Below are 26,462 nucleotides of genomic sequence, written 5' to 3'. Positions count from 1 at the left end.
GTTTGACTTTCTCCTTTGTTCAATGTCTTGTTTAGTATTTTAGCATAGGGAAAAAGCAATGTCAAGAATTTTCTGTAATATTCTGAATTTTTTGAATAGAAACAAAATATCCCCTTTTGCCCTACTTCTTCTGATACAAATCAAAAACGATCTTGTCGTTATAGAGATCGACAGTATTGGCCTTGGCGAAGATTCCAAAGTCGTTATCCATCTCCGACAAGAGAATGGTGATGGTGGACTGCTTGGGTGAGATCTGAATGAATTTTGGGATGTTTTTATTTTTACTCAAGAGCTGCAAGACCATCCTTTGGGGGATTTGGAAGCTTCCCACTGAAAAGTCCTTCACCGTTAAGAGAATATTCCCGTTTTCCAACTTGGATGGTTGAAAGTAAATGTACAAAGGGTATGACTTGCCCAAAAGGCCCAACTGCCCTTCTAGCAAGATTTGTTGGTTGTCCGCATAGACCTTGTAATCGGATAAATGGTATTTTTTTAGCAGATATTTAATGGTGTCATTGAGCTGATCTCTGGTTGTCGTCATGGTCCCAACTTGGACGTCACTAGTCTTTGCAGTCTGTTGGAGCTGACGGACATCTTCTCTAGGTGTTGCCAATCGGCTTTGTACCACAAGGCCCAGAGCTACAAGGAAACTCACCAAGCCTAAAAAGAGCCATTTCCAAATATTGATTTTTTTAATCTGAGCTAGTTGGTCTTTCTTGGGGATTCCGTTAATTCCAAGTTTTCTTAGTCGCATTGATTTTCTCCAATATTGCTTGTTTCATCTTTTCATAACCTGTGTTGTTGGGGTGAAAACGATCTTCTTCATACAAGGCATCGTTAGTAATCGTCGCCTTGCCATCACTGACTTCTGACACACCCATTTTCCCGTCGATTCCTTTATACAGGGCATCATTGATCGGAACGAAATAGACCTGATCAAATTGTGCGATGGTTTCTTCCGTCGTCTCATTCCAACGATCTACAGCCGTCTGAATACTGGTTAATTCAGGAAAATTCAGGTAAAGAGGATTGTAGATCCCCACTACATAAATGGGAAGATGGGGATTGTCCTTTCTGGCCTTGGTGATCATTTCTTTGAGGTTCGCTGTATAATTCTTGAGTGGTTTTTGAATATCCGATAGGGAAAAGTCACTCAGATGATCGACAACGACTTTGCGTAGATCATTTCCCCCAACTGTCAAGGTCATCACACGCGCCTTTTTGAGATCTTTTTGAAGGTCTGCTTGTTTCTTGAGCCGATCTAAAATCTGAGCACTTGTATTTCCAGCTACACCGTAGTTGACAGGCTGGTACTGGCCGTCGTTTTCATTGGATAGGCTTTGAGCGAGTAAGGGCACAAAGCCCCCTTGATTGGTGCTATCTCCGATGCCTTTGGTCAAAGAGTCTCCCAGCGCTACATAGGTATAGGTGACCTCTTTGGTAGACGGTTTGGGCTTGGTCATACGAGGAGACGCAGTCGGGAGCAAAGAACGAAATAGAAAGACAAAGACAAGAAGGCTGGTTAAAAAGAAAACCAAGCCTTGCATCATTTTTTTAGGATTCATATGAATACGATCTCTTATCCTTGAAAAATCACTTGTCCATCACAGATGGTGTAAGCCACTTTCCCTTTTAATGTTTCACCCACAAATGGCGAATTTCCAGCTTTTGAAGCAAAATGATCCGATACTAAACGATCTGCTTCTGGATTAAAAATGGTCAAATCTGCTGGTCCATCTACTGCGATATATCCGGCATCAAAATTATAGAGACGTGCTGGATTATAGGACATCTTTTCTAGCAATTGCATGAGACTCAAATGTCCTGCATGGACCAAGTAGGTCAAACCAAGAGAAAGTGATGTTTCAAGACCGGTCATTCCAGATGGTGCCTTGGTAATATCAGGAACATTCTTCTCATCCGCATGGTGAGGCGCGTGATCCGTCGCAATCACGGATATGACGCCTGACTTCAAGCCTTCAATCACTGCTAGACGGTCTGATTCCAAGCGAAGAGGTGGATTCATCTTAGCATTGCTTCCTTTAGTCAAGAGCAGACTTTCTGTTTTCGAAAAGTGTTGAGGTGCCACTTCTGCCGTCACATGAGCTCCTAATCCTTGGGCAAATTCTACAACCTTGACACTTTCTTCCTTGGAAAGGTGTTGGATATGGAGGTGGGCACCAGTCGCATGGGCAATCATTGCATCACGCGCAGCCATCGAGTATTCAGCCACACCCGTCGCCCCACAGACATGGAAGTGTTCCTTGGCAATGTTCTCATTCAACCCAAGAATACCATTCAACTCAGGGTCTTCTTCATGCAGACTAATAAAGGTTCCTAGACGCTTAGCTTCTTCCAAGGCTTGGCGGACGACCTTGGTGCTTTGAAGGGGAATTCCATCATCTGAAAAACCAGCCGCACCCGCCTTGAGCAGGCCTTCAAAATCTGTCAGGTGTTGACCGTCAAAATTCTTGGTCACCGTCGCAACCGTATGAATGTGGAGATTTTCCTTGGCTGCAGAAGCTAAGACTTCCTCTAAGGTAGCAATATCTGAAATAGTCGGATTGGTATTGGCCATCATGACTACTCGGGTAAAACCACCCGCAGCTGCTGCTAAAGCACCAGTATGGATATCTTCTTTATGGGTTTGGCCGGGTTCACGGAAATGCACGTGCACATCGATCAAACCAGGAGCTACCACTAAACCTGAGGCATCAAGGACCTCTTGTCCATCCGTTGGGAGATTTTCAGCAATCTCTACAATTTTCTTTCCCTCAATGCGAAGGTCACAGACTTGATCCAAACCGGTCTTTGGATCCATGACACGACCATTTTTAATGACAACCATTGCATTCTCCTTTATTCATAAAAATCAACATGCGACTCTAACAAACGGTCGCCATCGTAGCGAAACATTGCTGAAAAGAAGGGTTTATCCTCTAATAACCACTCAACAAAGGTGTGGTCCCCCTCCCAGGTTGGTTTTAAGAGGACTTGATCATAAGGTACCCACTCTAGTGTCCCTTCGTTACATTCGATCAGTTCACCCTCAAAGTCCGTCACCTTAAAGACATAAGTATACCAGTCCAAATCCGGAGTAAACTCTGGAAAGGTAATGATTCCTTTTAAGACTGGCTTAGCTTTAAGTCCCGTCTCCTCAAAAATCTCACGCGCCGCACACTCCTGAGGGGTTTCCCCGCGTTCTAATTTTCCACCAACCCCGATCCATTTGCCTTCATGGACATCATTGGGCTTCTTATTGCGATGCAACATGAGAAATTCTTTCCCATTGTCGATATAACAAATCGTTGCTAATTGTGGCATTTCTTTCTCCTATCTTAACCAATCAATCGGCTCGCGTCCCGCCTCTTTCAAAAATTGATTGGTTTTTGAAAAGGGTTGGGACCCAAAGAATCCTCGGTAGGCCGATAAGGGACTTGGGTGAGCTGATTCAAGGACCAAATGTCGGTCGTGGGTAATCAGAGGCTTTTTCTTACGGGCATAAGATCCCCAGAGGATGAAGACAACTGGCTCCTCCAACTCATTGACCACCTTGATCACAGCATCTGTGAACGGCTCCCAAATTTGACCCGCATGACCATTAGCCTGACCAGCAGGAACCGTCAAGCAGGCATTGAGCAAGAGCACTCCTTGCTCTGCCCAAGAGGTCAGATCATGCGACCGCTTCTCTCCAATATCTGAGCGCAATTCTTTGAGAATATTTTGCAAAGAAGGCGGCGCTGGCACATGATCCGGAACAGAAAAACTTAATCCTTGTGCTTGATCTGGTCCATGGTAGGGATCTTGGCCTAAAATCAAGACCTTGACCTGATCCATCTCAGTTGTCTGCAAGGCCTTAAAAACCTTATCACGCGGTGGATAGACCACTCCTTTGTTATAGACCTCATTCATAAAGTCATTGATCTGATGAAAATACCCTTCAGGAAGGTGGGATTTGATGGCTTCATGCCATGGTGAATGCTCCATGAAAACTCTCCCCTGTCCAATAAATTCTTACCTTCCATTATACCACATTTGACGCAGATCCACTGGATAAAAAAAGGCTGGACATATTATCCAACCTCTTTTTCTGCCTGTCAAACAAGCGAGAGTTTTTATGTATTTTCTTTCTTACTGAATCCTGCTAGACCGATCGAAGCGACTAGTATAATTTGCGGCAGAAATTGAATGAGGTAGCGGGTCTTCCCACCTTCAAAAATGGTCAAGAAGAGCAAGCCACCAAAGACCGCTAAGGAAAGGAAATTGAAGGCATCTGTATCTCGACGTTTGAGATAAGCCCCAACCAAGCCAGCTGACAGGACAATCCAGATCACCTGCTTCACAAATTCATAATACTTGTATTGCGGACGGTCAATGCTGAGGAAGTAAGTCCGTACCCATTTTGCCAGACCATTGTTTTTCGTCAGTGGCGCATAGAGAGGATTAATATAAGGTGTCTTCTCATACTCTACATCTCGGTATAGCCAACCAAGTGTCCCTTCTGCCACTGTCAAGGACTGCTTGTAATAAATATGCCCCAGCAAGCCCCAAGGACCATACTCTTTGAGACGGCGCTTGATTTCTTTGATGACATTTTCTTTCTTAAAGAGGCCATTGTTATAATCCGACCGCTTGTCCTCATCGATATAAGCCAGCAAGCCCTCTTTCATATCCTCCTGGTTATGTCCCATATCCGTCAAGCCTAAATTGATAAACAAGAGTGGGCCCTTTGCGAGACCTTCCTTTTTCAAAATCGGCACAACCGACTGATGCTCCACCGCGGTATTCAAGCCAGCAAAGACAAAGCCCGTCGCAAGGCCTGTTACCATAGCGATCTTGCCAAAGGACTTCCAATTACCACGGAAGAAAAGCACAGCCCAAAAGGCGATCATGACAATAATCGTCGTTGGACGGATCAACATGGCAACGCCTGATAAAACACCCAGTCCTAGCAGCTCTTTCCAAGAGATGACTGCATCATCAGCCTTCAGAAGGTCAAGTACCCACCATAGCTGTAGGGTGATCAAGGGGATGGGTAGAATATCCGTGTACATGGAATAAAAATAAGGCGAATAGCAAATCAAGCTCACATAAAAGACAAAAGCCAAATCAGCTGTTTTTTGACTGAAATGCTTCTGGGACAGCTTGTACAAGAGGACGGCACCCAAATTGACATAGAGGATGTTGAGAAGCTGCATGACCCACAAACCGCTAGAGCCAAAGACCACGTAGAAAAACTTTTCGTAAAGGAAAAGTGGGATGTTATTGGGATTGCGACTGAGGTAGTTGGTAATGGAAGACTGCTTAAGAAGATCAAAAGCTCCCTTAAAAACAACTGCAGCATCCCGACGGATCAAAAGCTCCGCACAAACCATCATCACAAACTGACAAATAACAGCTCCAATCAGGAAACCTTTTTTATGCTGGGTCAGCCAAACATAGGCTTTCTTTAGCCGATCACGTAGCAACCAAGCTAGAAGAAACAAGAAGACAGCAATGAAAATGGCAATCTTTGAAATTTCTTGTAGGTACACCACACTTGTATACAACCAGTGGACCATGAGGAGCAACATGATAAGATACAGTAACCCAAATAAGGTACGTTTACTTTTCGATAACATAGGTCCATTATACCAAAAAAACAGCATTTCTGCTGTTTTGGATTGATACGAAATCATTTAGGTTGAGGAATTATCTTTGTTATTTACGATCTTCCTTGAAATCAAATTCAATTTCCCTATGCTCTGTAAATTCAAGACCTCTGTAAAATAGGATTACAATTAAACATAAAATCAAGGATTAAATACATAATCTTCCTTTTAGTTGTCTGTCAATCGAGAAAAGTTGGGCAAAACTGAAAGTCCTATACTTACTCATTTAATTCACCACCTTTTCCATTGTAAAATTGCTTGAACTCATCATAAGAGTGAATTTCATGTTCCTGACCATCCTTGGAGTATTCAGCTTTTATTTTCACTCCCGAAAGGGTTTCTTGCCCCTTGGGAGCAAACCAATGCATCAGAGTATTAAAGACTTCTTTTTCTTGAACTTGATCAAAACGAATAGATAATATTTTCTTTCCTGAAATGACATCATTTTTGATTTCTGGAAACTCACTAAATAAATTGATATCAGTATCTGCCTTTTTATCTAAAGCTTTTGCGATACCTCTATAATCTACATCATAAAAATAGCCTAAATTAGTTATTTGATCATCTAAATTCGTTAAAGAAAGCGCAATACCATCTAATTTCAGAGCGCTTGGAATTTTATTAGTGGTAGATGGAGTATAATAACTATTTGTATCTAAGTTATAGTAAATTTTTTTGATAGTATAAGTGGTTTTGTTATCTTCTAACGCTTCTATATAAACTGTGTCCATATATGCAATACCACTTATTGTAGGTAGACCAAGCCGAGTGATTTTCTTTATTTTATTTTTTTGAGGAATTGTCTCTAATACATTGACAGTTCGACTTTTTTTAGTCTCCACATCATAGTAAGTGAAACTAATATATTCAACGGTCGATGTGGAATCCTTTTTAGCTTTCCACTCCTTATAATCTCTTCCAAAAAGATAACGTCCTCCGACTAAAACCGTGTCATGGTCAGACAAAACATATTGTTGACGATCTCCTAAAATTTTGACATTTTTAGGATGTAACTCTTTAACCGTGCGAATCAATCTTGGTTTTGCCCCTTCCTTTGCAACGTGTTGCTGGTAAAGATAGAAACCACCCCACACTATACCAACTCCTAGCAAAATGACTACAAGCCACTTTTTTAATGTCATCCTTCTACTCCTTACTTTGATAAAGTTTTTTTCTATTGTCTTAGCTGAATGGAAAAAATTTAATCATTCACATGATACAATTGCTTAGCTTTATCCATATCATAGTACTGATCAAATTCTTGTTTATTTTTAGTATCATGTTCCTGACCATCTACTGAAAGTTCTTTTGGAATATACAGATACTCCCCAGGGTTATAATCTTTAGGATAAAATAGTGAATACACCGAAACAAGACGCGTACCAAAATCTATCGTATTCTTATTGTTCAATACAATGATATTTGAATTTTCTTTTTCCAGAATTGACATTGCTTTTCTATCTTTGCTGATTGGTGTATTACTCAAGTTATTTTTGTTAATTGTAAATAAATTGATATCTCTTGTTGCTTTTTTAATACCAAGTTTTTTAAAATCTTTAACACTTATTTCTGCTGTTGGTAACTGATCAGTTATCGTTTCAAGTGCCTTTACTTCTTCAATCTTTCTGGTTTGAAGATTTAAAAATACTTTCTTTTCAGTTTTCCATTCTTCTAATGGTCTCGCATAAAGCGTTACATAATCTTCCCCTTTATACGAAAAGACAGGACCAAGATCATTTGAAATATATCCTTTTTTGTACTGATCAACCGTAGAAAGTAAATCAATCTCAGGTTCTTCTTTCAAACGATTTCCCTCAACCTTATACATGGACAAGGTCCAATAAGCATCTTTTCTGACACTTTTATGAATTTTAGAAGGGTGATTTGGTAATTTCATATTCTCTCTAAGAACATAGTGTTGAGATACGGGAGTAGCCCAGCCTGTAAATAATTGCTTATTATATTTGCGCAGCTCCTTCTCCTCAGACTTTACAGGTTCCCAATGGACAATAACACCTTGACCATCTGCAATAAATTCGTAAGAGTCAATTTTCGCTTTTCCAGTGTAATATAGGAAACCAGAATATTTCTTAGATAAATATCCTTGGTACGAGTAGAAGATAATACTTAAGAATATGCCTATCCCAATACATACAAAGCCAATACGAAATAATAATTTTCTACTGATGTTCATTATTCACCTATTTCTTTTTAAAATCTCAATAAAGGAATCAAATTAACATTTATTTATCTCTTTTCAACCAATTTTGTTGCTGTGCCTTTTCTGCAAGATCTTTTGCTTTGTTGATATCCAGTGATGGTGAATCTGATGGGGTGTTTGATTCGATATCCTCTTTCAATTCTTGTAAGGTTTGAACATCCTGTGGTGTTAAATTAGAGACCGTGCTAGACTCTTTATCTGTTGAACTTTCCGGAACAGACTGAATCTCGCTATTAGTTTTTATTACCTCAGTCCCTACATCCGTTTTTGGAGCTGGTCGGTATAACATGAAGAATCCAACAATTACAATGATGAAAGCTAGGATCGATATCCCATTTCGTTTTTGAATTTCTTCCTGAGGAATTTCTACTCCCTTTGTTGATAAATTCTTCCATTCTGGATGTTCCTCCTCAGCTGCTTTTTTCTTATAAAAAACAGGTGCAATCAATGACTGATTGGTTAAGATGAGAGTTCCAATACAAATTATAAAATATGGTACTTCACGAGAGTTGCTGAGTAATATCTTAATATAAAATACACTAGCGATTATAGCTAGGACGATAGTAATTGTAAATCTAATTTTAAATTCCTTTTTCAATTGCAAATAATGTTCTTTTGTCATTTTTTTCTCCCTTACATTAGTGTTTTCCATCCTCTATTGAAAACAATTACTACTATCATACCGGATTTTACTTTGGGTTTCAAGTTAACCACCAACTAGTGAAAAGAGTATAAAAAGAGGCTGGGACAAAAGTCCTAGCCTCTCAATTGTCTTTGGATTGTCGAGCAAGACGGAGTGGTTGAGTGGGCTCTACTACGCTGATTTCATCAGCTTTTATAGCCCTACTCAACTGTGCGGAGGTGGGACGACGTAATCGAATTCTAACGAATTACCGATTTCTGTCCCACTCTCAGTTATATTATTTGTCTTGCCATGTTTCTTGGTTTTCTTTGAAACGACGCAACAGTTCCAATCCTTCAGAGGTAATGTAGCCCTGTTCTTCTGCCAAGTGGATCAATTCTGTGTAGTTTGACAAGGTTTCGAGTTGAACGCCAGCTTCCGCAAATTTCTTATCAGCTTTCTCCAATTGGTAAGTAAAGATCGCTACCACACCAAGGACGTCTGCTCCTTCACGTTTTGCAGCTGCAACAGCATCCAAGACAGATCCACCAGTAGAAATCAAATCTTCAACCACCACCATCTTTTGACCTTGCGGTACACGGCCTTCGATTTGGTTTCCAGCACCATGATCTTTTGGTTTGCTACGGATGTAAGCAAAAGGAAGGTTCATCTTGTCGGCAATAATGGCTCCATGAGGAATCCCCGCAGTTGCTGTCCCCGCAATCACTTCGACTTCAGGGAAAGCTTCCTTGATTTTATCCACGAATCCATTCTCAATCAAGGTACGAGTTTCTGGATAAGCAAGGGTCACGCGGTTATCCGTATAAATAGGGGACTTGATTCCAGAAGCCCAAGTAAAAGGTTCTTCTGGTTTCAAATAAACGGCTTCAATTTTTAAAAGATGGCTGGCAATATCTTTAGCTAATGACATTATAACTCCTTTTTACGATTTTAATCATATACGAATTAAATCAACAGATGATTTAAACAACAACAATACAGGTCAGTAAGTAAGTTATGGAAGGTCCCATCGGACTCCTGATATTCCGACGATTTAGAGGATAAAACGATTATTTTTATCCTCTAAATCTAGTGAATGCGTTAGGGAAGGTCCCATCGGACTTTCCGTAGAACGTCTTGAAGCGCAGCTTCTTAGACGTTCTTAACTATTCCACTGTCTCTTAATTTCATGGTAAGCGTCCCATGGGTTTTCTGCTTGAATAATGGGGCGTCCAACAACAATATAGTCTGATCCAATTTTATGGGCTTCTTGTGGCGTCATAACCCGTTTTTGGTCGCCGATTTCAGCTCCAGCAGGACGAATCCCTGGTGTCACACAGACAAAATCTGATGAAGTGGCATCTTTGATCAAAGCGACTTCATGCGCGGAGCAGACAACACCGTCCAAGCCTGCTTCCTGTGCCTTGCGAGCATAATTAACTACTGATTCTTGGACCGTTGTTTGAATGTTTTGGCAATCACGCATGTCTTCTTCACTGGTCGAAGTCAACTGGGTTACGGCTACCAACTTAGCTCCTTCACCAAGAGCTGCTTTGGCTTCGCGCATCATCTCTACACCACCGGCTGCGTGGACCGTCACCATATCTACTCCGAAAGTCCCCAATACAGACATGGCTGATTTGACTGTATTTGGGATATCGTGCAATTTTAAATCAAGGAAGATACTGTGTCCAAGCCCTTTTAGGTAGTGTACAATTTCAGGACCAACTGCATAGAAAAATTCCATTCCGATTTTTACAAATAATTTTTCGTCTTCTGGAAAATGCTCTAAAAAGTTTTTGACATCCTCGAAAGCTGGGAAGTCAAGGGCAATAATAGGACGTTCTTCACGCATGGATTACTCCTTTTTTGATTGATCATTTTATCTACAAAAAAACCTTGCCCGAGGCAAGGTTACACGAAAATTAGGTAGGAAAAACTACCATGATTCACCGTCTAGACCTTAGAAGCCTCTCTGGACTGCTTTAAAGGTTTTTATTTATTGTAGTACGATATTTGGGAAAAGTCAAGGATTTACAGTAGATTTTCCCGCACATGTTTTCGAAAATTCTCAAGCGTGTCAATGCCATATCGGTCCATGACCTGTGGCAGGTCTTCGATAATGGTTGGACAAGCATAAGGATCGGTGAAATTGGCAGTACCGACTCCAATCGCTGAAGCACCAGCAATCATCATTTCAATGGCTGCTTCTGCTGAATCGACACCGCCCATTCCAATGATTGGCAGGTTAGTGGATTGAGCTACTTGGCGAATTAGTTTCAAAGCAACTGGGAAGACAGCTGGTCCTGACATCCCTCCTGTACCATTGGCAATGATGGGCTTACCAGACTTGAGGTCAAAGCGCATCCCGACCAAAGTATTGATCATGGTCAAGCCAGTCGCTCCCGCATCCTCTGCTGCTTTTGCGACCTGAGTGATGTCTGCCACACTTGGCGTTAATTTGACATAGACAGGAACGGAGGAGGCTTCTACCGCAGCTTTTACCGCATTATAGGCCAACTCTGGAACCTGACCGATTAAGAGGCCGTTGTTGCCATGGTCTACGTTTGGACAAGAGATATTGAGTTCAATCGCTTTGACATTAGGTGCATGCGAGATCTTGCCAGATACTGTCGCATACTCTTCATTGGAGAATCCAGCTACGTTGGCGATAATCGGTAGATCTGGATAATGCTGGGCCAACCAAGGGAGTTTCTCTGACAGGACCACGTCTACACCTGGATTTTGGAGACCAATGGCATTGAGCATGCCTGCGGGAGTCTCAGCAACACGGGGCGTCGGATTACCAAAACGAGCCTCAGCAGTCGTCGCCTTGATCATAATGGATCCAAGCAGATCCAAATCATAATATTTAGCGTATTCCTGACCAAAGCCAAAACAGCCAGATGCTGGAATAATAGGATTTTTTAAGTCTAAACCGGGTAAGGATACGGCTAGTCGATTTGCTGTCATACAGTCCTCCTACATCACAATCGTACCGGTTTCAAAGACCGGTCCGTCTTCACACACGCGCTTATTGGCTGCTTGGCTTGCATTTTCAAGATGAACCACACAGGCATAGCAAGCTCCCATCCCACAAGCCATGCGGGATTCCATGGAAATGTAGGCGCGGGGATGATCATAGAACTTGCTGTTGACGTATTTGAGCATGCCGGGAGCCCCACAAGAATAGATGGCGTCAAACTCCTGGTCCATCTGGTCAACGATGGTGGAGACATATCCCTTTGTGCCATAAGATCCATCGTCAGTTGTAATAGTGACTAGACCATACTGTTTCAATTCTTCCTCAAGGATAACTGCTTCTTTATTTGCAAATCCCAGGACAGAATGGATTTCTACTCCTTGATCATGTAGTTGTTTAGCCACTTGGACCAAGGGAGGCACTCCAATCCCGCCACCGATGATCAAAGCACGCGCCCCTTGACCAAGATCTTTTAGGTCAAAGCCATTTCCTTGCGGGCCCATGACACTGAGAAAGCTACCGACAGGCAAGTGAGAAAAGATAGCTGTCCCCCCACCTTCGATACGGTAGATCAAGCGACAAGTCTGTGTCTTACGGTCGATCTCACAAATTGAAATCGGACGGCGAAGGAGCTTAGATCCATCAGGAACCCGAATATGAAGGAATTGACCCGGAAGCATCTGCTCCACCATTTTCCCTTTTAAGATCATGGAATAGATGCGAGGAGCAATCTCTTCTTGAGCGATCAGCTCCATCTCCTCCATCATGATGTTGCCAAAGCGTTTTTTACAACTGTCACTGACCATTGATTTCCTCTTCTTTCTTTCAGCAAAAAAGACCTCGCAAAGGCAAGGTCCTACAATTGAGCAGCTAGACTCTGTCCGCTGATCTTTTTTCTGTCTTTCCTTGCAGGCCTCTCTGGACCTCTTAAAGGTTAATTTTTCTCATTATATCGTGCTCCTTCTCGCTTGTCAAGTAGAAATCGGTGATTTAAGAAGCTTTCTTGGGATCAAAATCGTCTGGGATCGGTTGGATGTATTGCATGGCGATTCGATTCTCGGGCTTACGGTCGACGAGATAAAGAACCAGTAAAAAAATCCATTCCAAGGGTTTCATTAGGTAGTAAATCAAATCCATGGCCCATTTCTTCTTGATATGTTTGGCAAAAGGATAGCCATAGCGGTCATAATTGCGACGCAAGAAGCGATGGAATCGCGGCGTCTTTTCTTCTAGCACCTGCTCAAAAGCATTGGCAATACAGAGCTGGCGATTGACAACGACTGGATGACCGTGACGGATCCCCATCCGCTGGGGCTTGACCACCTTTTCATGACCACCAGCCGCAACTGTACAGAGATAGTGCTCATCAATAATGAGATTCTGAGGAGGGATCTTTTGTGAGAAGGACCAGTCTGCTGTATTGGTCCAGGCCTTGATCATGGAATCTGGTTGTTGCCCAAAGAGCATGAGAATGAGGACGACGAAAGCCAGTGTCGGAAGGGCAAGCAGAACCGCTAGCCAAGGCCAGTTACGTGACTTGTTTAAGAGCTGATGGAAATACTGGAGCAGACGATTTTCATAGGTGATCTCTGTTCGATCTTCCTGCCACTCCTTGATACGAACCCACAAGAGATTTATGGAATAGATCAGTAAGAAAAAGGTGTGAAAACTTGCTACCTGCAGCTGATTATCAAAAACTAAGAGGAGAACCACTCCTCCCAGAATGCCACTAATACAGAAGATATTAGCCAATGGAGAGAGGGAATTAGCATCCCGATAGGAATAAATGATCAAGGCTAGCAAGGTAAGAGCAGCAAAGGTGAAGAAGGTTGGATAGGCGCCAGACCAGATCAGGGCGTGTTTCTGCGAATTAATCAGGCGCTCACTCCAATCGTAAAAGGTCATATCTTTCACGATGAAAATGAAAATCGCTTCGAGAAAGCAACCAAAGAGACCAAACCAAAGAACGACTGTTGGCTGTCGCTTTTTCTTTCTGACAGGCTTAGGACTCGGTGCTTCAATTGTGAAGTGGGCTTCTTCTATCAATTCTTCTCCCTTGACTGGTCCTCTCTCTTCAAACAGATCCGGGTCTTTGAGGGATTCTTCCTCTGCTTCCTTAAACTGGATGCTGGACCACCGCCCAATCCCATAGATGAGGACAAAAATATTGGGGACAAAGAGGGCTAAGGTTATACCGTAGGGCAGTACCTGCATCGTAAAGGAAAATATGGCAAAAAAACTAAATTGAACAAATCGATCCGACAGGGCATAAAGCGACTGACTAATGACAAAATAGATGTAAAAGGCCAATAGAATCAAAGCATTGGTCACAAAATTGATCTGCAAGAGTCCGGATGTGAAATGAGTTTCCAATTCCTTATCCTTTTTCTTATACCAGGACACTAGTTTTTTCATAAGATCTCCTCAATCAATTTTTTACCATTCTATCAATCGGATCTTACCTTAAGCAAGGCAAAACTGTATTTTTCCATCAAAATCAGTCCCCAGATGGAGATTTTGTTTCCAATCTGCTATTTTTTTAACTATTTGATTTAGCCTACTGCTGATTACCTCCCTCGGCCGGCGTTATTCTCTGATACAGTCCTTGAAAGACCACATTTTACGGGAAAAACGTGTCTTTTTATGTTAAAATAAAAGCATGAGAATACAACAATTACAATACATTATCAAAATCGTCGAAACTGGCTCTATGAATGAAGCCGCAAAACAACTCTTTATCACGCAACCCAGTCTTTCAAATGCTGTCAAGGACTTGGAAAGTGAGATGGGAATTGAAATCTTTATTCGAAATCCCAAAGGAATCACTCTAACTCGTGATGGAATGGAGTTTCTCTCTTATGCCCGCCAGGTGGTGGAGCAAATCGACCTCTTGTCCGAGCGCTATAAAAATCCTGTGGGCTCTCGTGAACTCTTCAGCGTCTCTTCACAGCACTACGCCTTCGTGGTCGAGGCCTTCGTTTCTCTCCTCAAGAAAAGCGATATGGAAAAATACGAGCTCTTCCTAAGGGAGACGCGGACTTGGGAGATCATTGATGACGTCAAGAATTTCCGAAGCGAGGTTGGCGTGCTCTTTTTAAATAGCTACAACCGGGATGTCCTCTCCAAGATGCTGGATGATAATCATTTGATTGCTACCCACCTCTTTACAGCGCAACCCCATATCTTTGTCAGCAAGACCAATCCCCTTGCTAAGAAGGACATTGTCCACCTGTCAGATCTGGAAGATTTCCCATACCTTAGCTATGACCAAGGGACCCACAACTCCTTCTACTTCTCAGAAGAGATCCTCTCTCAAGAGCATCATAAGAAATCCATCGTCGTCAGTGACCGAGCTACTCTCTTTAATCTCTTGATCGGTCTGGATGGCTACACCATTGCGACTGGGATCCTCAACAGCAATCTCAATGGGGATAACATCGTTTCTATTCCCCTTGATATCGAAGACCCGATCGAGCTGGTCTATATCAAACATGAAAAAACAGCCCTCTCAAAAATGGGAGAAAAATTCATCGAGTACTTGCTTGAGGAAGTGAAGTTTGATAAGTAAAAAAATATCTGAGTGCTCAGGTTCACTCAGATATTTTTTTGGTCATTTCAATATTTGGAAATAAAAATGGGTCAATAACTTGTATCCACGAAATCAGTTAAGCATCTGTGATATGTGAAATCAGTTAACATTTTTACTAAGTATTTCAGTTGTATATTCATTTTTATCTGTGTATGTTTTCGATTGAGATAAAACTCTAAGACCTTTAATGTTCTTGCTACGGTCTTTCACAATATATGTATCTGTTATAGTAGTTTTAAATGAATCTCCTGTCATACGAATTCCAACTGGTTGATTAGTAAATCGATCAGAATAAAATAAAAAAACAGCAAATTTTTCTTGACCAATATTTAAACTATTTCCACCATGATCAAACCGTCTATCCCAATAATTATATTGCTTTGATTGACCATAAGCATCAAAAAACCTTTGATTCCTTTCTGCTGTATTCATAACAGCTTGCCGAAAGAATACTGGGCGGAAAAAAGTAAATTCAGGTTCCGTACCATATTGGAAGTAAGTTTGTAGTTTCCCACTCTTAGGATTTCTAACTTGAAATCTAATCTCATATGGATATTCTGGTATTTGAACCAAGGTATCCCCTTGGTAGAGCATTAAAACTAAATCAGTTCTATAAATATAGCTGTGATCCACCTTTTTTAGATTTGGAAAACGGTTAGATAGTTTCGTAAGAAGTTCATTATTTAAAATTCTCTCGCTAAATGCAGGACCAATTGAACTTACATCAAAGGGAATGTCCGCTTTGCTTTTATCTGTGAAGGTTACATGTAATATTGTATGACTACCATATTCATCTATGTCTGTTCGGATAGATTCTTTCCATTGTCCATCAGATGGTTTCTTTTTTATGTCCTCATGAATAAATTCAAAATTGATATCTTTGATAATCTTTTCCTGTGGCTTAATCTTACTGGTTTTGTAATTGTATACATCATAATAAATAGCTCCTGGCTCAAATAACTCAGGTTTTAAATAATAACGAAGAGCAATATAACCAATGAATACACTAATTAACGTCAGATAGATATGTTTCTTCTTAATTTCCAACTTTTTCATCTCCTTAAGAAAATCTATTTCATTATATCATAATCAAATACATTCTTATAGCGCTATCAAAAGGAAGACATAAAAACACCTGAAACAAGCAGCCTTCTACTTCTCTCAGGTGTTCTTTTAGTGTCTTAATTGTGAAAATACTTCCCCAATCTTTCCTTCGATAACAAGGTCTGCCTGTTTGTCCTGAAGGATACTGGTCTTATTGATGACAACCAGCTTCTTCCCTTGGAAATACTGGATCAGGCTAGCTGCTGGGTAGACCACAAGGGAGGTCCCACCGATAATGAGAAGATCGGCTGCCTGTATGGCTTGGGCCGCTTGGCTAAAGACCTTCATATCTAGAGGCTCCTCGTAAAGAGTCACATCTGGTTTGACCACCTTACCACAGTCCAAACAGTGTGGAACCGGGCCTTCCAAAGCTAGAAATGCCTCTAAATCATAGAAACGATGGCAACCCGTACAGTAATTACGATCGGCACTACCATGGAGCTTCAAGACCTTTTTAGAGCCGGCCATTTCATGGAGACTATCGATATTTTGTGTCACAACTGCCTTGAGCTTACCAGTTTCTTCAAGACGAGCCAAATAGCGATGGGCTTCATTGGGCTTGGCATCGGGATAGAGCAGGTATTTCTTATAGAAGTCGAAAAAGTCCTCTGGGTAGCGCTCGAACATGGTATGAGAAACCAATTGCTCGGCTGTCAAATGACGCCCTACCTGAACGCTATAGACTCCGTCTGAGCTCCGAAAGTCCGGAATATTCGACTCCGTAGAGACGCCGGCACCCCCGAAAAAGACGATGCTTTGACTCTGATCAATCATCTCTTGTAGTTGAGCAATCTTATCCATCTACTTCTCCTTTAGTAGCTCTTCCATCACAGCATTGACCTGATCAAAATAAAAGTGAGCTTGATCATAATGGATGCCTGTGTAGCTTGCAAGGTCAATCAAATTCTTCAAAAAATCCTGAGAAGAGAAACCGGTTGAACGATGAAGCTCTTCCTCATCAAAGGGTTTGATCAAGTGGGCCAAGGGATTGCGAACGGATCTCTCTAGCTCCCGTAATTGCTGAGACGCAACTTTGACGCGATCTGGCAAGTCCAACTGGACGATCAATTCTGTCAAACTGGATGAATTGACCACACTTTCACTATGAAATTCCTGTAAGATAGGATTGTCAGACGCATGCAAGTCCTCAAACTTCCAACGGTCATAACTGGATTCTTTGGAGTTATGGATATAGTTGGAAATGTCAGGAATTTTCAACTGAATCAATCGCATAAAGATCCGGTAGATGGCCGGACTAACAGCACGAACAAAGTCGATAATCTGTTCATTTCTCAACTTCGCCTCTAAGTCATAAAGGTAATTGGCCAACTGTTCATCTTCTGGATCTTCATGCCAAAAAAGCTGAAAACCAGTCGCTTCTAGGACTTCTGTTTTCAACTGTTGATTCATGACAGGTTGGATATTGAGCTCACGACGTTCTGCCATCACCTGCAATAAACTCACCAGCAAATCCGGTATATTCCCTTTTTGCTGAAGGGAACGAAGAGCACGGCTATAGTGATAATGATGGAGATCGTAGAGCCATTCATCATGAAGGAATTCTGCCATTAGTCTGCAATCAAGGTTTCTAGACCAACCTTCATCATATCTGTAAAGGTTGTTTGACGTTCTTCAGCGGTTGTATCCTCATCAGGATTAACCAAGCTATCAGAAATCGTCATAATAGCTAAAGCATCGACGTGGTGTTGGGCAGCAAGATAGTAAAGAGCTGCCGCTTCCATTTCCACAGCTTTCACACCCCATTTACCAAGTTCAATGTTCTTTTCACCATAGTTTGAATAGAAGACATCTGATGATAAGACGTTGCCAACGTGGGTCGTCATGCTAAGGTCTTTGGCAATATGATAAGCCTTGTCCAAAAGATCAAAGCTGGCAATTTGAGGGAAATCAAATTGAGGCCAGTCGTTGCGGATGATGTTGGAGTTGGTTGCGGCTGCTTGCGCCAATACCAATTCACGGACGTGAACATCCTCATTCAAAGAACCAGCCGTTCCGACGCGGATCAATTTCTTCACACCGTAATCGACAATCAACTCACGCGCATAGATGGAGATGGATGGCATCCCCATCCCAGTTCCCATGACAGAAACACGGTGACCCTTATAGGTACCAGTGTAACCAAACATATTCCGAACTTCGTTGAAGCATACAGCATCTTCAAGGAAATTCTCAGCGATAAATTTCGCACGAAGAGGATCCCCAGGAAGAAGAATTTTATCAGCAATTTCACCCTGCTGGGCAGCAATATGGATAGACATAATATAAGATACCAAACCCGTCAAAAAGCGAAGGGAAAATAGGAGTTGGGCGCAGTGAGCGATGCTCGCTAGACCAACTATCTTTTTCCCACTGCTTTTAGGGTGGGTTCAATTCCTTTCTTTTTTAATTTTGATGATTTAGAGGAGAGTAAGCCGTATTCAGTTCAGCGAATACGGTAAACCCATCCTTTCTTTTTTATTGAGTAATTTGGAGAGCTTTCCGCTCGTGTTCAAATTAGAACACATGCTCTACCTTTCTATAAGATACCAAGCCCGTAATAAGCAAAGTGAAAATAGGGGATTGTCGCAGCAAGTACTGGACTTGCAAGACAATCGATCTTTTTCACACAGCTTTTAGGGCAGGTTCAATTAAATATCGTTTTGAAAGTCATGGATAGCCCGGGTTCAATTCAAACCCGAACTGCCCTCCCTTTCTTGTTTTTAGTTTGTTAATGAATCCAAAAATGCATAGAGTTTGGCATTCATTTCTTGGTAATCGTAAGCACGAATGGCTTCAGGTTTTTCGACAAATGGCAATGTTTGACTTTGTTCTTCCAAAACAGCTTCACCATCTGCAGCAATCAAGAGATTGACAGCATCTGGATCAAATTCCAAGTGAGCTTGGAAGGCATAGTGTTTAGGACTGAAGCGAATAATCTGACGTGGGCAACCTTGACTGGTCGCAAGGACAACAGCATCATTCGTCAATCCCGGCATATCACCATGCCAGTGTCCTGAATCAAAGCTTGAACCAAACAAGCCGACATGCGGATCTGCCAATCCTTCAGGCGTTAAATCCACAGGATACACCCCAATCTCCCGCTCTGGGCTATGCTCATACTCTGCGCCATAAGCAACAGACATGAGCTGAGCACCCAGACAGGCCCCAACGATGTAGCGATCCGCCTTCATGGCTTTTTGAATCAATTCAATCTCAGCTTGCGGATCATAGTAAGGAAAGGTTGCGCGATCCTCATCAGGCGATTGCGGTCCTCCCATAACAATCAAAAAATCAATCTCATCCACTGTCTCAGGTAGCGCTTCTCGCTCGTAGACCTTGGTCATGGTCACATGATGACCACGATCCTGCGCCCACTTGAGATAAGCACCAGGAACTTCAAAAGTTTCGTGCAAGACAAAATGTACTCTCATCGTTTATTCTCCCATCTATTTTGAATCACATAAGACACACCAGCAGCTAATGCCAGCGGTAGAATCAAAGCCCAGCTCTGGCCTGTAAAACCAAGGCTTAGGGCAACGCCTGTCAATGGAGCCTGTAAGGTCGTCCCTAAAAAGACCGTCGCTCCAAGTAGCATTCCTAGAGCAGGATCCATTTGAATGCCAACGGCTGTCAAAAGCAAGGTAACTAGATAGCCAGATCCAATCCCCAAGGCAAATGACGGTGTCAAGGTCCCTCCGTATGCCCCATTTCGCAAGAGAAGGTAGACTAGGAACCCCTTCACGGCCAAGGTCAAGACAAGGTTGGAAAATGGCTGATCTGATAAAAGGGCTTGAGCTAGAACCTGTCCATTTCCCATAAAAATCGGATAAAAGAGCACAATCCCAGCTACCACCATAAAGGCTACAGGCAGAGCCCAAAGAATGGTCCAATCCTTCCGCCGTTTGCGACTAGCCTGATTAGCTAGATAACGGAAGGCCAGTGCCAAGGGAGTAACCAATAGAGCCGCTATGACAGCCTGGAATAAACTACTGGCTGACCAATGAACTGGCGACATATGATAAATAGCACCATGTCCAACGATTGGCTGGGCCACCCAAGTCGCCAAATAAGTACTGGACAAGACCAGTACAAAATTTTTCCAGTGATAGGACAGTCCCAAGGTCTCAAAGACAAACAAGCTACTAGCAAAGGGAACTTGATAGACTGCGGCCAACCCAGCTCCCGCCCCACAGGCAATCAAAACTCGTCGTTCTTTGATTGCTAAGGAGAAGGCTTTGCCCAAACGACCAGCTAGAAGAGCCCCAACCTCACGTGGGGCTCCTTCTTTTCCGACCGAAGCGCCGGCCCCGACAATCGCAACCTGCATACTTGCGTGAAGGATATGGGCTAATGGTGCCGGATCTCTCTCTCCAACCAGGTCGATTTGCCTACGAATGGAGAGAATTTTATAGCGCTCTTGCAGAATATACCAGAAACCTGCTACCAAGACCCCTGTCACACCTAGGACAAGAAATCGACGAAGCCCTCCTGCTTCTTGAAATTGCTGGAGCAGATCAGACCGTTCTTGGCCAAAAGCTAACACTTGCACACCTTCTAATAGATAATGACAGGCCATTCCGACCAGACCCGTTCCTATTCCCAAAGCGACAGTCGCTAACAGCAGACGCCATCCGTAAGGCAAGCTTTGGAGTCGTGCTTTCATGGTCTTACAATTCAGCAAGAATTGCTTTTAGCAAGCCTTTGAAGTCGCCTTTGACGCGCTCAGTCACTTCTACCACTTCTTCGTGGTTAAGCTCTTCTTGGAAACCAGCCGCAAAGTTGGTGATACATGAAATTCCTAGAACCTTCAAGCCAGAGTGAGCGGCCACGATGACTTCTGGCACTGTAGACATCCCAACTGCATCCGCACCAAGTGTCTTATACGCACGGATTTCAGCTGGAGTTTCATAAGTAGGACCTGTCACACCAATATAAACCCCGTCATCCAATTTGATGCCCAATTTGTCAGCGACTTTATGAGCGGTCTCACGGTATTCTGGAGTATAGGATTTTGACATATCAGGGAAACGTGGACCAAAGTCATCCAAGTTTTCACCGATTAATGGATTTTGTCCAGTCATGTTGATGTGGTCAGTGATGGCCATCAAAGTACCAGGACCAAAGCCAATACCACCAGCAGCGTTGGTGACAAGAACCCCTTCACATCCCAACACTTTCATGACCCGAACTGGGAATGTCACCACTTCCAATGGGTTTCCTTCGTAGAAGTGGAAACGTCCTTGAAGGGCTAAAACCTTACGCCCAGCAAGCTTACCGTAGACTAATTTACCAGCGTGTCCTACAACCGTCGAACGACCCCAGTTTGGAATGTCAGCGTAGTCTACTACGACTGGATTTTCGATTTCTTCAGCCAGTTCTCCAAGACCTGATCCAAGGATCAAGCCAAACTCAGGTGCTTCCATTCCTTTGCCTTTCAAAAAAGCAGCTGTTTCATTGATTTTTGCTAACAATGTCATTGCGTATCTCCTTTATGATTTCCTTAAAAATTGGCCAATTTTGTCACATGTATTGGCAGTGCGAATGGTCAAAAGACGGTCAATCGGCATCTTAGTTCAACTTATCTAAGAAACTTTCACCAATCATGGCAGTTTCAACGCCAAAGTTTTCTGCAATGGTTGCTGAAATATCAGAAAAGTGGCCAACTGGAATCACGCCATTGCCCTTGAAGGATGGGCTATAAGCCAAGAATGGGATGTATTCACGCGTATGGTCTGTACCAGCGTAGGTTGGGTCGTTACCATGGTCAGCCGTAATCATCAAGAGGTCATCTTCACGCATGGCTGCAATGATTTCTGGCAAGCGTTCGTCAAACTCATGCAAGCAATCGCGGTAACCATGGGCATTGCGACGGTGTCCGTAAAGCGCATCAAAGTCTACCAAGTTGGTAAATGAGAAGCCTTCTTGGAACTCAGGAAGTCCCATGGCCTTAATCAAGGTATCCATACCGTGGCTGTTTGATTTGTTGTGGCCCATATCGTGGTTGATACCAGCTCCGTTAAAGATATCGTTGATCTTACCAACTGCATAGGTATCGATACCCGCTTCGTTCAACTTGTCCAAAACAGTTGGCGCAAAGGGTGAAACAGCCAAATCACGACGGTTGGCAGTACGTGTAAAGTTGCCTGGTTCTCCAACATAAGGACGAGCAATGATCCGACCAAGAAGAGCTGGACGTTCCAATGTAATGGAACGAGCGTATTCACAGATACGGTAGAGTTCATCCAAAGGAATGATATCTTCGTGAGCTGCGATTTGAAGCACAGGGTCAGCGGATGTATAGATGATCAACTCACCCGTTTCCATTTGACGTGGTCCAAAGTCATCGATAACAGCTGTACCAGAATAAGGTTTGTTAGCTTCACGGATAACCTTACGGCCTGAAAAGTCTTCAATCTTCGTAATAATTTCTTCAGGGAAACCATTCCAGAAAGTGTCAAAAGGCTCTGTAATGTTGAGGCCCATGATTTCCCAGTGACCAGTCATAGTATCTTTCCCGAGGGAAACTTCTTGCAATTTTGTTGCATAACCAGTTGGATTGCTTTCAGCTGGCACGGTCTTCAAAGGCGCTTCACGAGGAATGTTTCCAAGCCCAATCTTCGCCATATTTGGTACATTCAAACCAACTGTTTTTGAAATGTGTCCAAGAGTATCAGATGCTCCATCCGGAACTCCTGCATTGACAAAGTTATTGGCATCTGGTGCAGCACCGATCCCAACTGAATCCAGCACAACTAAGTGCATACGTTTAAATTTTGACATAAACTGCCTCTTTCCTTTATAAAATTTAGACTAATATCGAATCCCTATCCGTAAAAACCTCTAGGAGACTTGGCCTTCCTTTAAAAAATTATTTTTCAATAATGACAGGACCATCCGGTGTCCCTACAATCACTTTTGAAATCATGTTCAAGAATAAACCATGCTCGACAACTCCAACCGTGTGATCCAGTTCATTTGCCAGAGCTTCTGTATCCTTGATCATCTTGAGATCCAAGTCAATGATAAAGTTTCCTTGGTCAGTGACAAAACGGTGATCATCCGCAAGACGGAAAGAAGGGTGGTAACCTTTTTGCTCAAAGTGACGGAAAAGATTTTCAGCCCCGTACTGCACAACCTCCACTGGAAGTTTGAAGGCCCCAAGAGTTTTGACTTGCTTGGATTCATCCACGATCCAAATGCAATCTTTTGAATTGGTAGCGACGATTTTTTCCATGAGGAGAGCCCCGCCACCACCTTTGATCCCGTTTAATTGAGGATCCACTTCATCGGCGCCATCCACTGTCACATCGACCACTTCGACATCGTCGATGGCCTTGAGCGGAATACCTAAACTCTCAGCCTGTTCATAGGTCACACTTGACGTCGTGACAGCTGTGATCTTCAAGCCCTCTTCTTTGATGCGACGACCTAGTTCAGCTACAAAATAATAAGCAGTTGACCCTGTACCGAGACCGACAATCATGCCGTCTTTGACAAACTCAGCCGCCTTGATTCCTACCTGTTCTTTTAGGTTTACCATCATTGACCTCCTTTTTACACTCCTCTAGTATAGCATATTTTGGAAGAGATTTCACTAGTTAAATGAAAACCTTTCCAGCTTATCGTTCAAAATCAAAACCTTGCCCGACAGCTGACTTTACGATAGAATAGAGATGAATCTACAGGAAAAGAGAAATGACATGATTACCAAAGAATTTGATACCATCGCTGCCATCTCGACACCACTCGGTGAGGGAGCGATCGGGATCGTCCGCTTAAGCGGAACAGACAGCTTTGCCATTGCACAAAAGATCTTTAAAGGTAAGAACCTCCAAGAGGTGGCTAGCCACACCCTCAACTACGGTCATATCGTTGATCCAGATAAGGATGAGATCCTCGACGAAGTCATGGTTGGCGCTATGCGCTCACCTAAGACCTTCACCCGAGAAGACATCATCGAGATCAATACCCACGGCGGGATCGCGGTGACCAATGAAATTCTGCAGCTGGTCATCCGTGAAGGAGCCCGTTTGGCCGAACCTGGTGAATTTACCAAGCGGGCCTTCCTCAACGGTCGGGTCGATTTGACCCAGGCTGAGGCTGTCATGGACATTATCCGCGCCAAGACCGACAAGGCTATGAATATCGCCGTCAAACAGTTGGATGGCTCCCTGTCTGAACTGATCAACAACACCCGCCAAGAAATCCTCAATACTCTGGCTCAAGTCGAAGTCAACATCGACTATCCTGAGTACGATGATGTCGAGGAAGCTACCACTGAGATCATTCGTGAGAAAACTACTGAGTTCCAAGCTCTTCTGACCAATCTCCTTAAGACAGCTCGCCGTGGCAAGATCTTGCGTGAAGGGATCTCTACTGCTATCATCGGTCGACCAAACGTCGGCAAGTCTAGCCTTCTGAACAACCTTCTGCGAGAGGAAAAAGCCATTGTGACCGATATCGAAGGAACCACCCGGGACGTCATCGAAGAATACGTTAACATTAACGGGGTTCCCCTCAAGTTGGTCGATACGGCTGGGATCCGGGAAACCGAAGACATCGTCGAGCAAATCGGTGTCGAACGTTCGAAAAAAGCCCTCAAGGAAGCTGATCTGGTCCTCTTGGTCCTCAATGCTAGCGAGCCTCTGACCGATCAAGATCGCCAGTTACTTGAAATTTCTCGAGATAGCAACCGCATTATTCTTCTCAACAAGGTCGATCTCCCAGAGAAGATCGAAATCGATCAACTGCCAGAAGATCACATCAAGATTTCCGTTCTAAAGAACCAAAATATCGATCAAATCGAAGATCGGATCAACGCCCTCTTCTTTGAAAATGCTGGGCTGGTTGAGCAAGACGCTACTTATCTATCTAATGCCCGCCACATCTCTCTGATCGAGAAAGCTGTTGAAAGCCTGCAAGCTGTCAACGAAGGTTTGGCCCTTGGCATGCCAGTAGACCTGCTTCAAGTCGACCTCACCCGAACTTGGGAAATCCTCGGAGAAATCACAGGGGATGCCGCTCCAGATGAGCTCATTACCCAACTCTTCAGCCAGTTCTGTCTCGGTAAATAAATCTATTTTAAGATCATATACTCTTAGAGACTTTCCTTAGGTAAGTACGGACGTCAGCGAACTTCGAAGAAGTTCCATGACTTAGTTTTGAATCTAACGTTTCAAAACTCCCGAGTGCTTGAAACAATAATGTTTCAAGCACTTTTCTCACGGCAGAAAGTCTCAAATATTTCTTTCAAAATAGAATTTAGTTTACAGCTATCGTATCAACCAGTTTATACAAAAGTAGAAAAACAATGTGCCCAAAATAAGAAAAATGCGTATGTGTGCAAACATACGCATCTTTTTTTAGTTTATTTTCCTTGTTCTAATCGCTCGACAGTTTGATAAGCTAGGTAGATCAGGAAGAGACCAGTAGCATTCAAGACTGGAATCGCAATCGGCAACTCGGTCACGATTTGTGAGAAGGGTGAATTTCCAACAAAATGGAGTCCAAACCCAGCTACTAAATAGCCCCAGCCTGCTAGAGCTAGATCCTTGCGTCCTCTGCTAGCTTGGACAATCAAGTAGAAACCGAGCATGACAAGGCCGGTGTAGACCCAGTGAGACATAGGCGCATTGGCCACACGTCCGAGAATCCCTGACACCGTGTAGGAGAAACCTCCAGGCAGATCCTGACGAATATAAGCAAAATCCTCCACAATCTGGAATCCAAGACCAGACGCGATGGCTAAGAGAAAGATCGACTTGATCCGACGGACACTAAACAAATAGAGAACAAAGAAGATCGGAAGCAACTTAAAGGGTTCCTCAAAGAGGGGCGCCGCAATGGCACTCTCATACTGGTTCCAAAAGGCGCTATTCGGCGCTACTGCTTGGACCATGTCATGAAAATAAGTATTAGCAAAGCTAGACAGCCAACCAGCCACAAAGCCTCCACCTAAAAGCGAAAAGAGGACCGGTACCCAAGACAACTTCCACTTCTTGGCAAAATGAAACAATGCCCAGACAGCCGGAAGTGCGTAGACCAAGAGGATCAGGGTCGAAAGTCCCACAATCCCATACTGGCTACCCGACATCCAACCTTCCGTCAGCGACTGGGTCTCATAAGCCAACCCAATGGTCAGTAACAATAAATAAAAAAACAAAATCGTTTTGCGTTTCATAAAAGACCTTTCTATAAGGAAATGAAAAAGGCTGGAAGACCAGTCTTTTTTCTGTGATTCTATTGTATCAGGATCAGCTTAAAAAAACAATAAACTGAGTCCTCATTTCCTA

General features: G+C 43.0%; 26 protein-coding genes. 2 read left to right on the top strand and 24 right to left on the bottom strand.

The genetic code is table 11. The features are described from left to right. Window positions 1-121: 121 nt before the first annotated feature. The 14 genes from JX304_RS07650 to JX304_RS07585 form a co-directional block, all read right to left on the bottom strand. A complete protein-coding gene (locus JX304_RS07650) occupies window positions 122-754 on the bottom strand; it encodes a YpmS family protein (RefSeq protein ID WP_205011958.1) in 633 nt (210 codons plus the stop codon). Continuing rightward, window positions 729-1,565 (bottom strand): SGNH/GDSL hydrolase family protein, encoded by an 837-nt coding sequence (locus tag JX304_RS07645; protein WP_205011957.1) that lies wholly within the window; start codon window positions 1,563-1,565, stop codon window positions 729-731. The genes JX304_RS07650 and JX304_RS07645 overlap by 26 nt, the downstream gene beginning before the upstream one ends. 14 nt (window positions 1,566-1,579) lie before the next feature. Further along, window positions 1,580-2,848: a dihydroorotase gene (locus JX304_RS07640; RefSeq protein ID WP_205011956.1), complete on the bottom strand. Its 1,269-nt coding sequence runs from the start codon at window positions 2,846-2,848 to the stop codon at window positions 1,580-1,582. Window positions 2,849-2,859: 11 nt separating this feature from the next. Further along, complete coding sequence (locus tag JX304_RS07635; protein ID WP_205011955.1) at window positions 2,860-3,324, bottom strand: NUDIX hydrolase; 465 nt, start codon at window positions 3,322-3,324, stop codon at window positions 2,860-2,862. 9 nt (window positions 3,325-3,333) lie between these two features. Continuing rightward, entirely contained in the window at window positions 3,334-3,987 is a 654-nt protein-coding gene (locus JX304_RS07630) for a uracil-DNA glycosylase (protein WP_205011954.1), read from the bottom strand. 128 nt (window positions 3,988-4,115) lie between these two features. Beyond that, window positions 4,116-5,621, bottom strand: coding sequence for a glycosyltransferase family 39 protein (locus JX304_RS07625; RefSeq protein ID WP_205011953.1), 1,506 nt, complete (start codon window positions 5,619-5,621; stop codon window positions 4,116-4,118). A 248-nt stretch (window positions 5,622-5,869) separates the two neighbouring features. Further along, window positions 5,870-6,793 (bottom strand): hypothetical protein, encoded by a 924-nt coding sequence (locus JX304_RS07620; protein WP_205011952.1) that lies wholly within the window; start codon window positions 6,791-6,793, stop codon window positions 5,870-5,872. A gap of 59 nt (window positions 6,794-6,852) precedes the next feature. After that, a complete protein-coding gene (locus JX304_RS07615; RefSeq protein WP_239649423.1) occupies window positions 6,853-7,845 on the bottom strand; it encodes a hypothetical protein in 993 nt (330 codons plus the stop codon). 49 nt (window positions 7,846-7,894) lie between these two features. Continuing rightward, window positions 7,895-8,494, bottom strand: a complete 600-nt coding sequence (locus JX304_RS07610; protein WP_205011951.1) for a hypothetical protein — start codon at window positions 8,492-8,494, stop codon at window positions 7,895-7,897. Window positions 8,495-8,792: 298 nt separating this feature from the next. After that, window positions 8,793-9,425: an orotate phosphoribosyltransferase gene (gene pyrE / locus JX304_RS07605; protein ID WP_003014772.1), complete on the bottom strand. Its 633-nt coding sequence runs from the start codon at window positions 9,423-9,425 to the stop codon at window positions 8,793-8,795. A gap of 231 nt (window positions 9,426-9,656) precedes the next feature. Beyond that, window positions 9,657-10,349 carry an orotidine-5'-phosphate decarboxylase gene (pyrF, locus tag JX304_RS07600; RefSeq protein ID WP_013903499.1) on the bottom strand — a complete coding sequence of 231 codons (693 nt, stop codon included), beginning with the start codon at window positions 10,347-10,349 and terminating at the stop codon, window positions 9,657-9,659. A 179-nt stretch (window positions 10,350-10,528) separates the two neighbouring features. After that, complete coding sequence (locus JX304_RS07595; protein WP_205011950.1) at window positions 10,529-11,467, bottom strand: dihydroorotate dehydrogenase; 939 nt, start codon at window positions 11,465-11,467, stop codon at window positions 10,529-10,531. A gap of 9 nt (window positions 11,468-11,476) precedes the next feature. Next, window positions 11,477-12,283, bottom strand: coding sequence for a dihydroorotate dehydrogenase electron transfer subunit (locus JX304_RS07590; RefSeq protein ID WP_205011949.1), 807 nt, complete (start codon window positions 12,281-12,283; stop codon window positions 11,477-11,479). Between the two features lie 184 nt (window positions 12,284-12,467). Next, window positions 12,468-13,892, bottom strand: a complete 1,425-nt coding sequence (locus JX304_RS07585; protein ID WP_205011948.1) for a DUF6688 domain-containing protein — start codon at window positions 13,890-13,892, stop codon at window positions 12,468-12,470. 244 nt (window positions 13,893-14,136) lie between these two features. Here JX304_RS07585 and JX304_RS07580 point away from each other — a divergent pair, with 244 nt between their 5' ends. Next, window positions 14,137-15,045, top strand: a complete 909-nt coding sequence (locus JX304_RS07580) for a LysR family transcriptional regulator (RefSeq protein ID WP_187538992.1) — start codon at window positions 14,137-14,139, stop codon at window positions 15,043-15,045. A 120-nt stretch (window positions 15,046-15,165) separates the two neighbouring features. Here JX304_RS07580 and JX304_RS07575 read toward each other — a convergent pair whose 3' ends face one another. The 9 genes from JX304_RS07575 to rpiA form a co-directional block, all read right to left on the bottom strand. Beyond that, window positions 15,166-16,113: a hypothetical protein gene (locus JX304_RS07575; protein WP_205011947.1), complete on the bottom strand. Its 948-nt coding sequence runs from the start codon at window positions 16,111-16,113 to the stop codon at window positions 15,166-15,168. Window positions 16,114-16,239: 126 nt separating this feature from the next. Continuing rightward, window positions 16,240-16,971, bottom strand: coding sequence for an NAD-dependent protein deacylase (locus JX304_RS07570; RefSeq protein WP_205011946.1), 732 nt, complete (start codon window positions 16,969-16,971; stop codon window positions 16,240-16,242). Next, window positions 16,972-17,739, bottom strand: a complete 768-nt coding sequence (locus tag JX304_RS07565; protein ID WP_205011945.1) for a hypothetical protein — start codon at window positions 17,737-17,739, stop codon at window positions 16,972-16,974. Beyond that, entirely contained in the window at window positions 17,739-18,449 is a 711-nt protein-coding gene (deoD, locus tag JX304_RS07560; protein WP_205011944.1) for a purine-nucleoside phosphorylase, read from the bottom strand. Before deoD ends, JX304_RS07565 begins: the two co-directional genes overlap by 1 nt. A gap of 441 nt (window positions 18,450-18,890) precedes the next feature. Continuing rightward, window positions 18,891-19,601: a glutamine amidotransferase-related protein gene (locus tag JX304_RS07555; protein WP_205011943.1), complete on the bottom strand. Its 711-nt coding sequence runs from the start codon at window positions 19,599-19,601 to the stop codon at window positions 18,891-18,893. Continuing rightward, window positions 19,598-20,833 (bottom strand): chloride channel protein, encoded by a 1,236-nt coding sequence (locus JX304_RS07550; RefSeq protein ID WP_205011942.1) that lies wholly within the window; start codon window positions 20,831-20,833, stop codon window positions 19,598-19,600. Before JX304_RS07550 ends, JX304_RS07555 begins: the two co-directional genes overlap by 4 nt. 4 nt (window positions 20,834-20,837) lie before the next feature. Continuing rightward, window positions 20,838-21,647, bottom strand: a complete 810-nt coding sequence (locus JX304_RS07545) for a purine-nucleoside phosphorylase (RefSeq protein ID WP_205011941.1) — start codon at window positions 21,645-21,647, stop codon at window positions 20,838-20,840. 91 nt (window positions 21,648-21,738) lie between these two features. Then, window positions 21,739-22,950 carry a phosphopentomutase gene (locus tag JX304_RS07540; RefSeq protein ID WP_205011940.1) on the bottom strand — a complete coding sequence of 404 codons (1,212 nt, stop codon included), beginning with the start codon at window positions 22,948-22,950 and terminating at the stop codon, window positions 21,739-21,741. Window positions 22,951-23,038: 88 nt separating this feature from the next. After that, window positions 23,039-23,710 carry a ribose-5-phosphate isomerase RpiA gene (gene rpiA / locus JX304_RS07535; RefSeq protein WP_205011939.1) on the bottom strand — a complete coding sequence of 224 codons (672 nt, stop codon included), beginning with the start codon at window positions 23,708-23,710 and terminating at the stop codon, window positions 23,039-23,041. 160 nt (window positions 23,711-23,870) lie between these two features. Between rpiA and mnmE the strand changes: the two genes are divergently transcribed. Beyond that, window positions 23,871-25,244, top strand: a complete 1,374-nt coding sequence (gene mnmE / locus JX304_RS07530) for a tRNA uridine-5-carboxymethylaminomethyl(34) synthesis GTPase MnmE (protein WP_205011938.1) — start codon at window positions 23,871-23,873, stop codon at window positions 25,242-25,244. 293 nt (window positions 25,245-25,537) lie between these two features. Here the strand turns inward: mnmE and JX304_RS07525 are convergent, their stop codons facing one another. Next, entirely contained in the window at window positions 25,538-26,350 is an 813-nt protein-coding gene (locus JX304_RS07525) for a PrsW family glutamic-type intramembrane protease (RefSeq protein WP_205011937.1), read from the bottom strand. Between the last annotated feature and the right edge of the window lie 112 nt (window positions 26,351-26,462).

The sequence above is a fragment of the Streptococcus parasanguinis genome, from assembly GCF_901875555.1.
In the GTDB taxonomy this organism is placed as follows: Bacteria; Bacillota; Bacilli; order Lactobacillales; family Streptococcaceae; genus Streptococcus; species Streptococcus parasanguinis_H.
The sequence above is the reverse complement of the archived record's forward strand: the minus strand, read 5'-3'. Positions and strand labels throughout refer to the sequence as shown.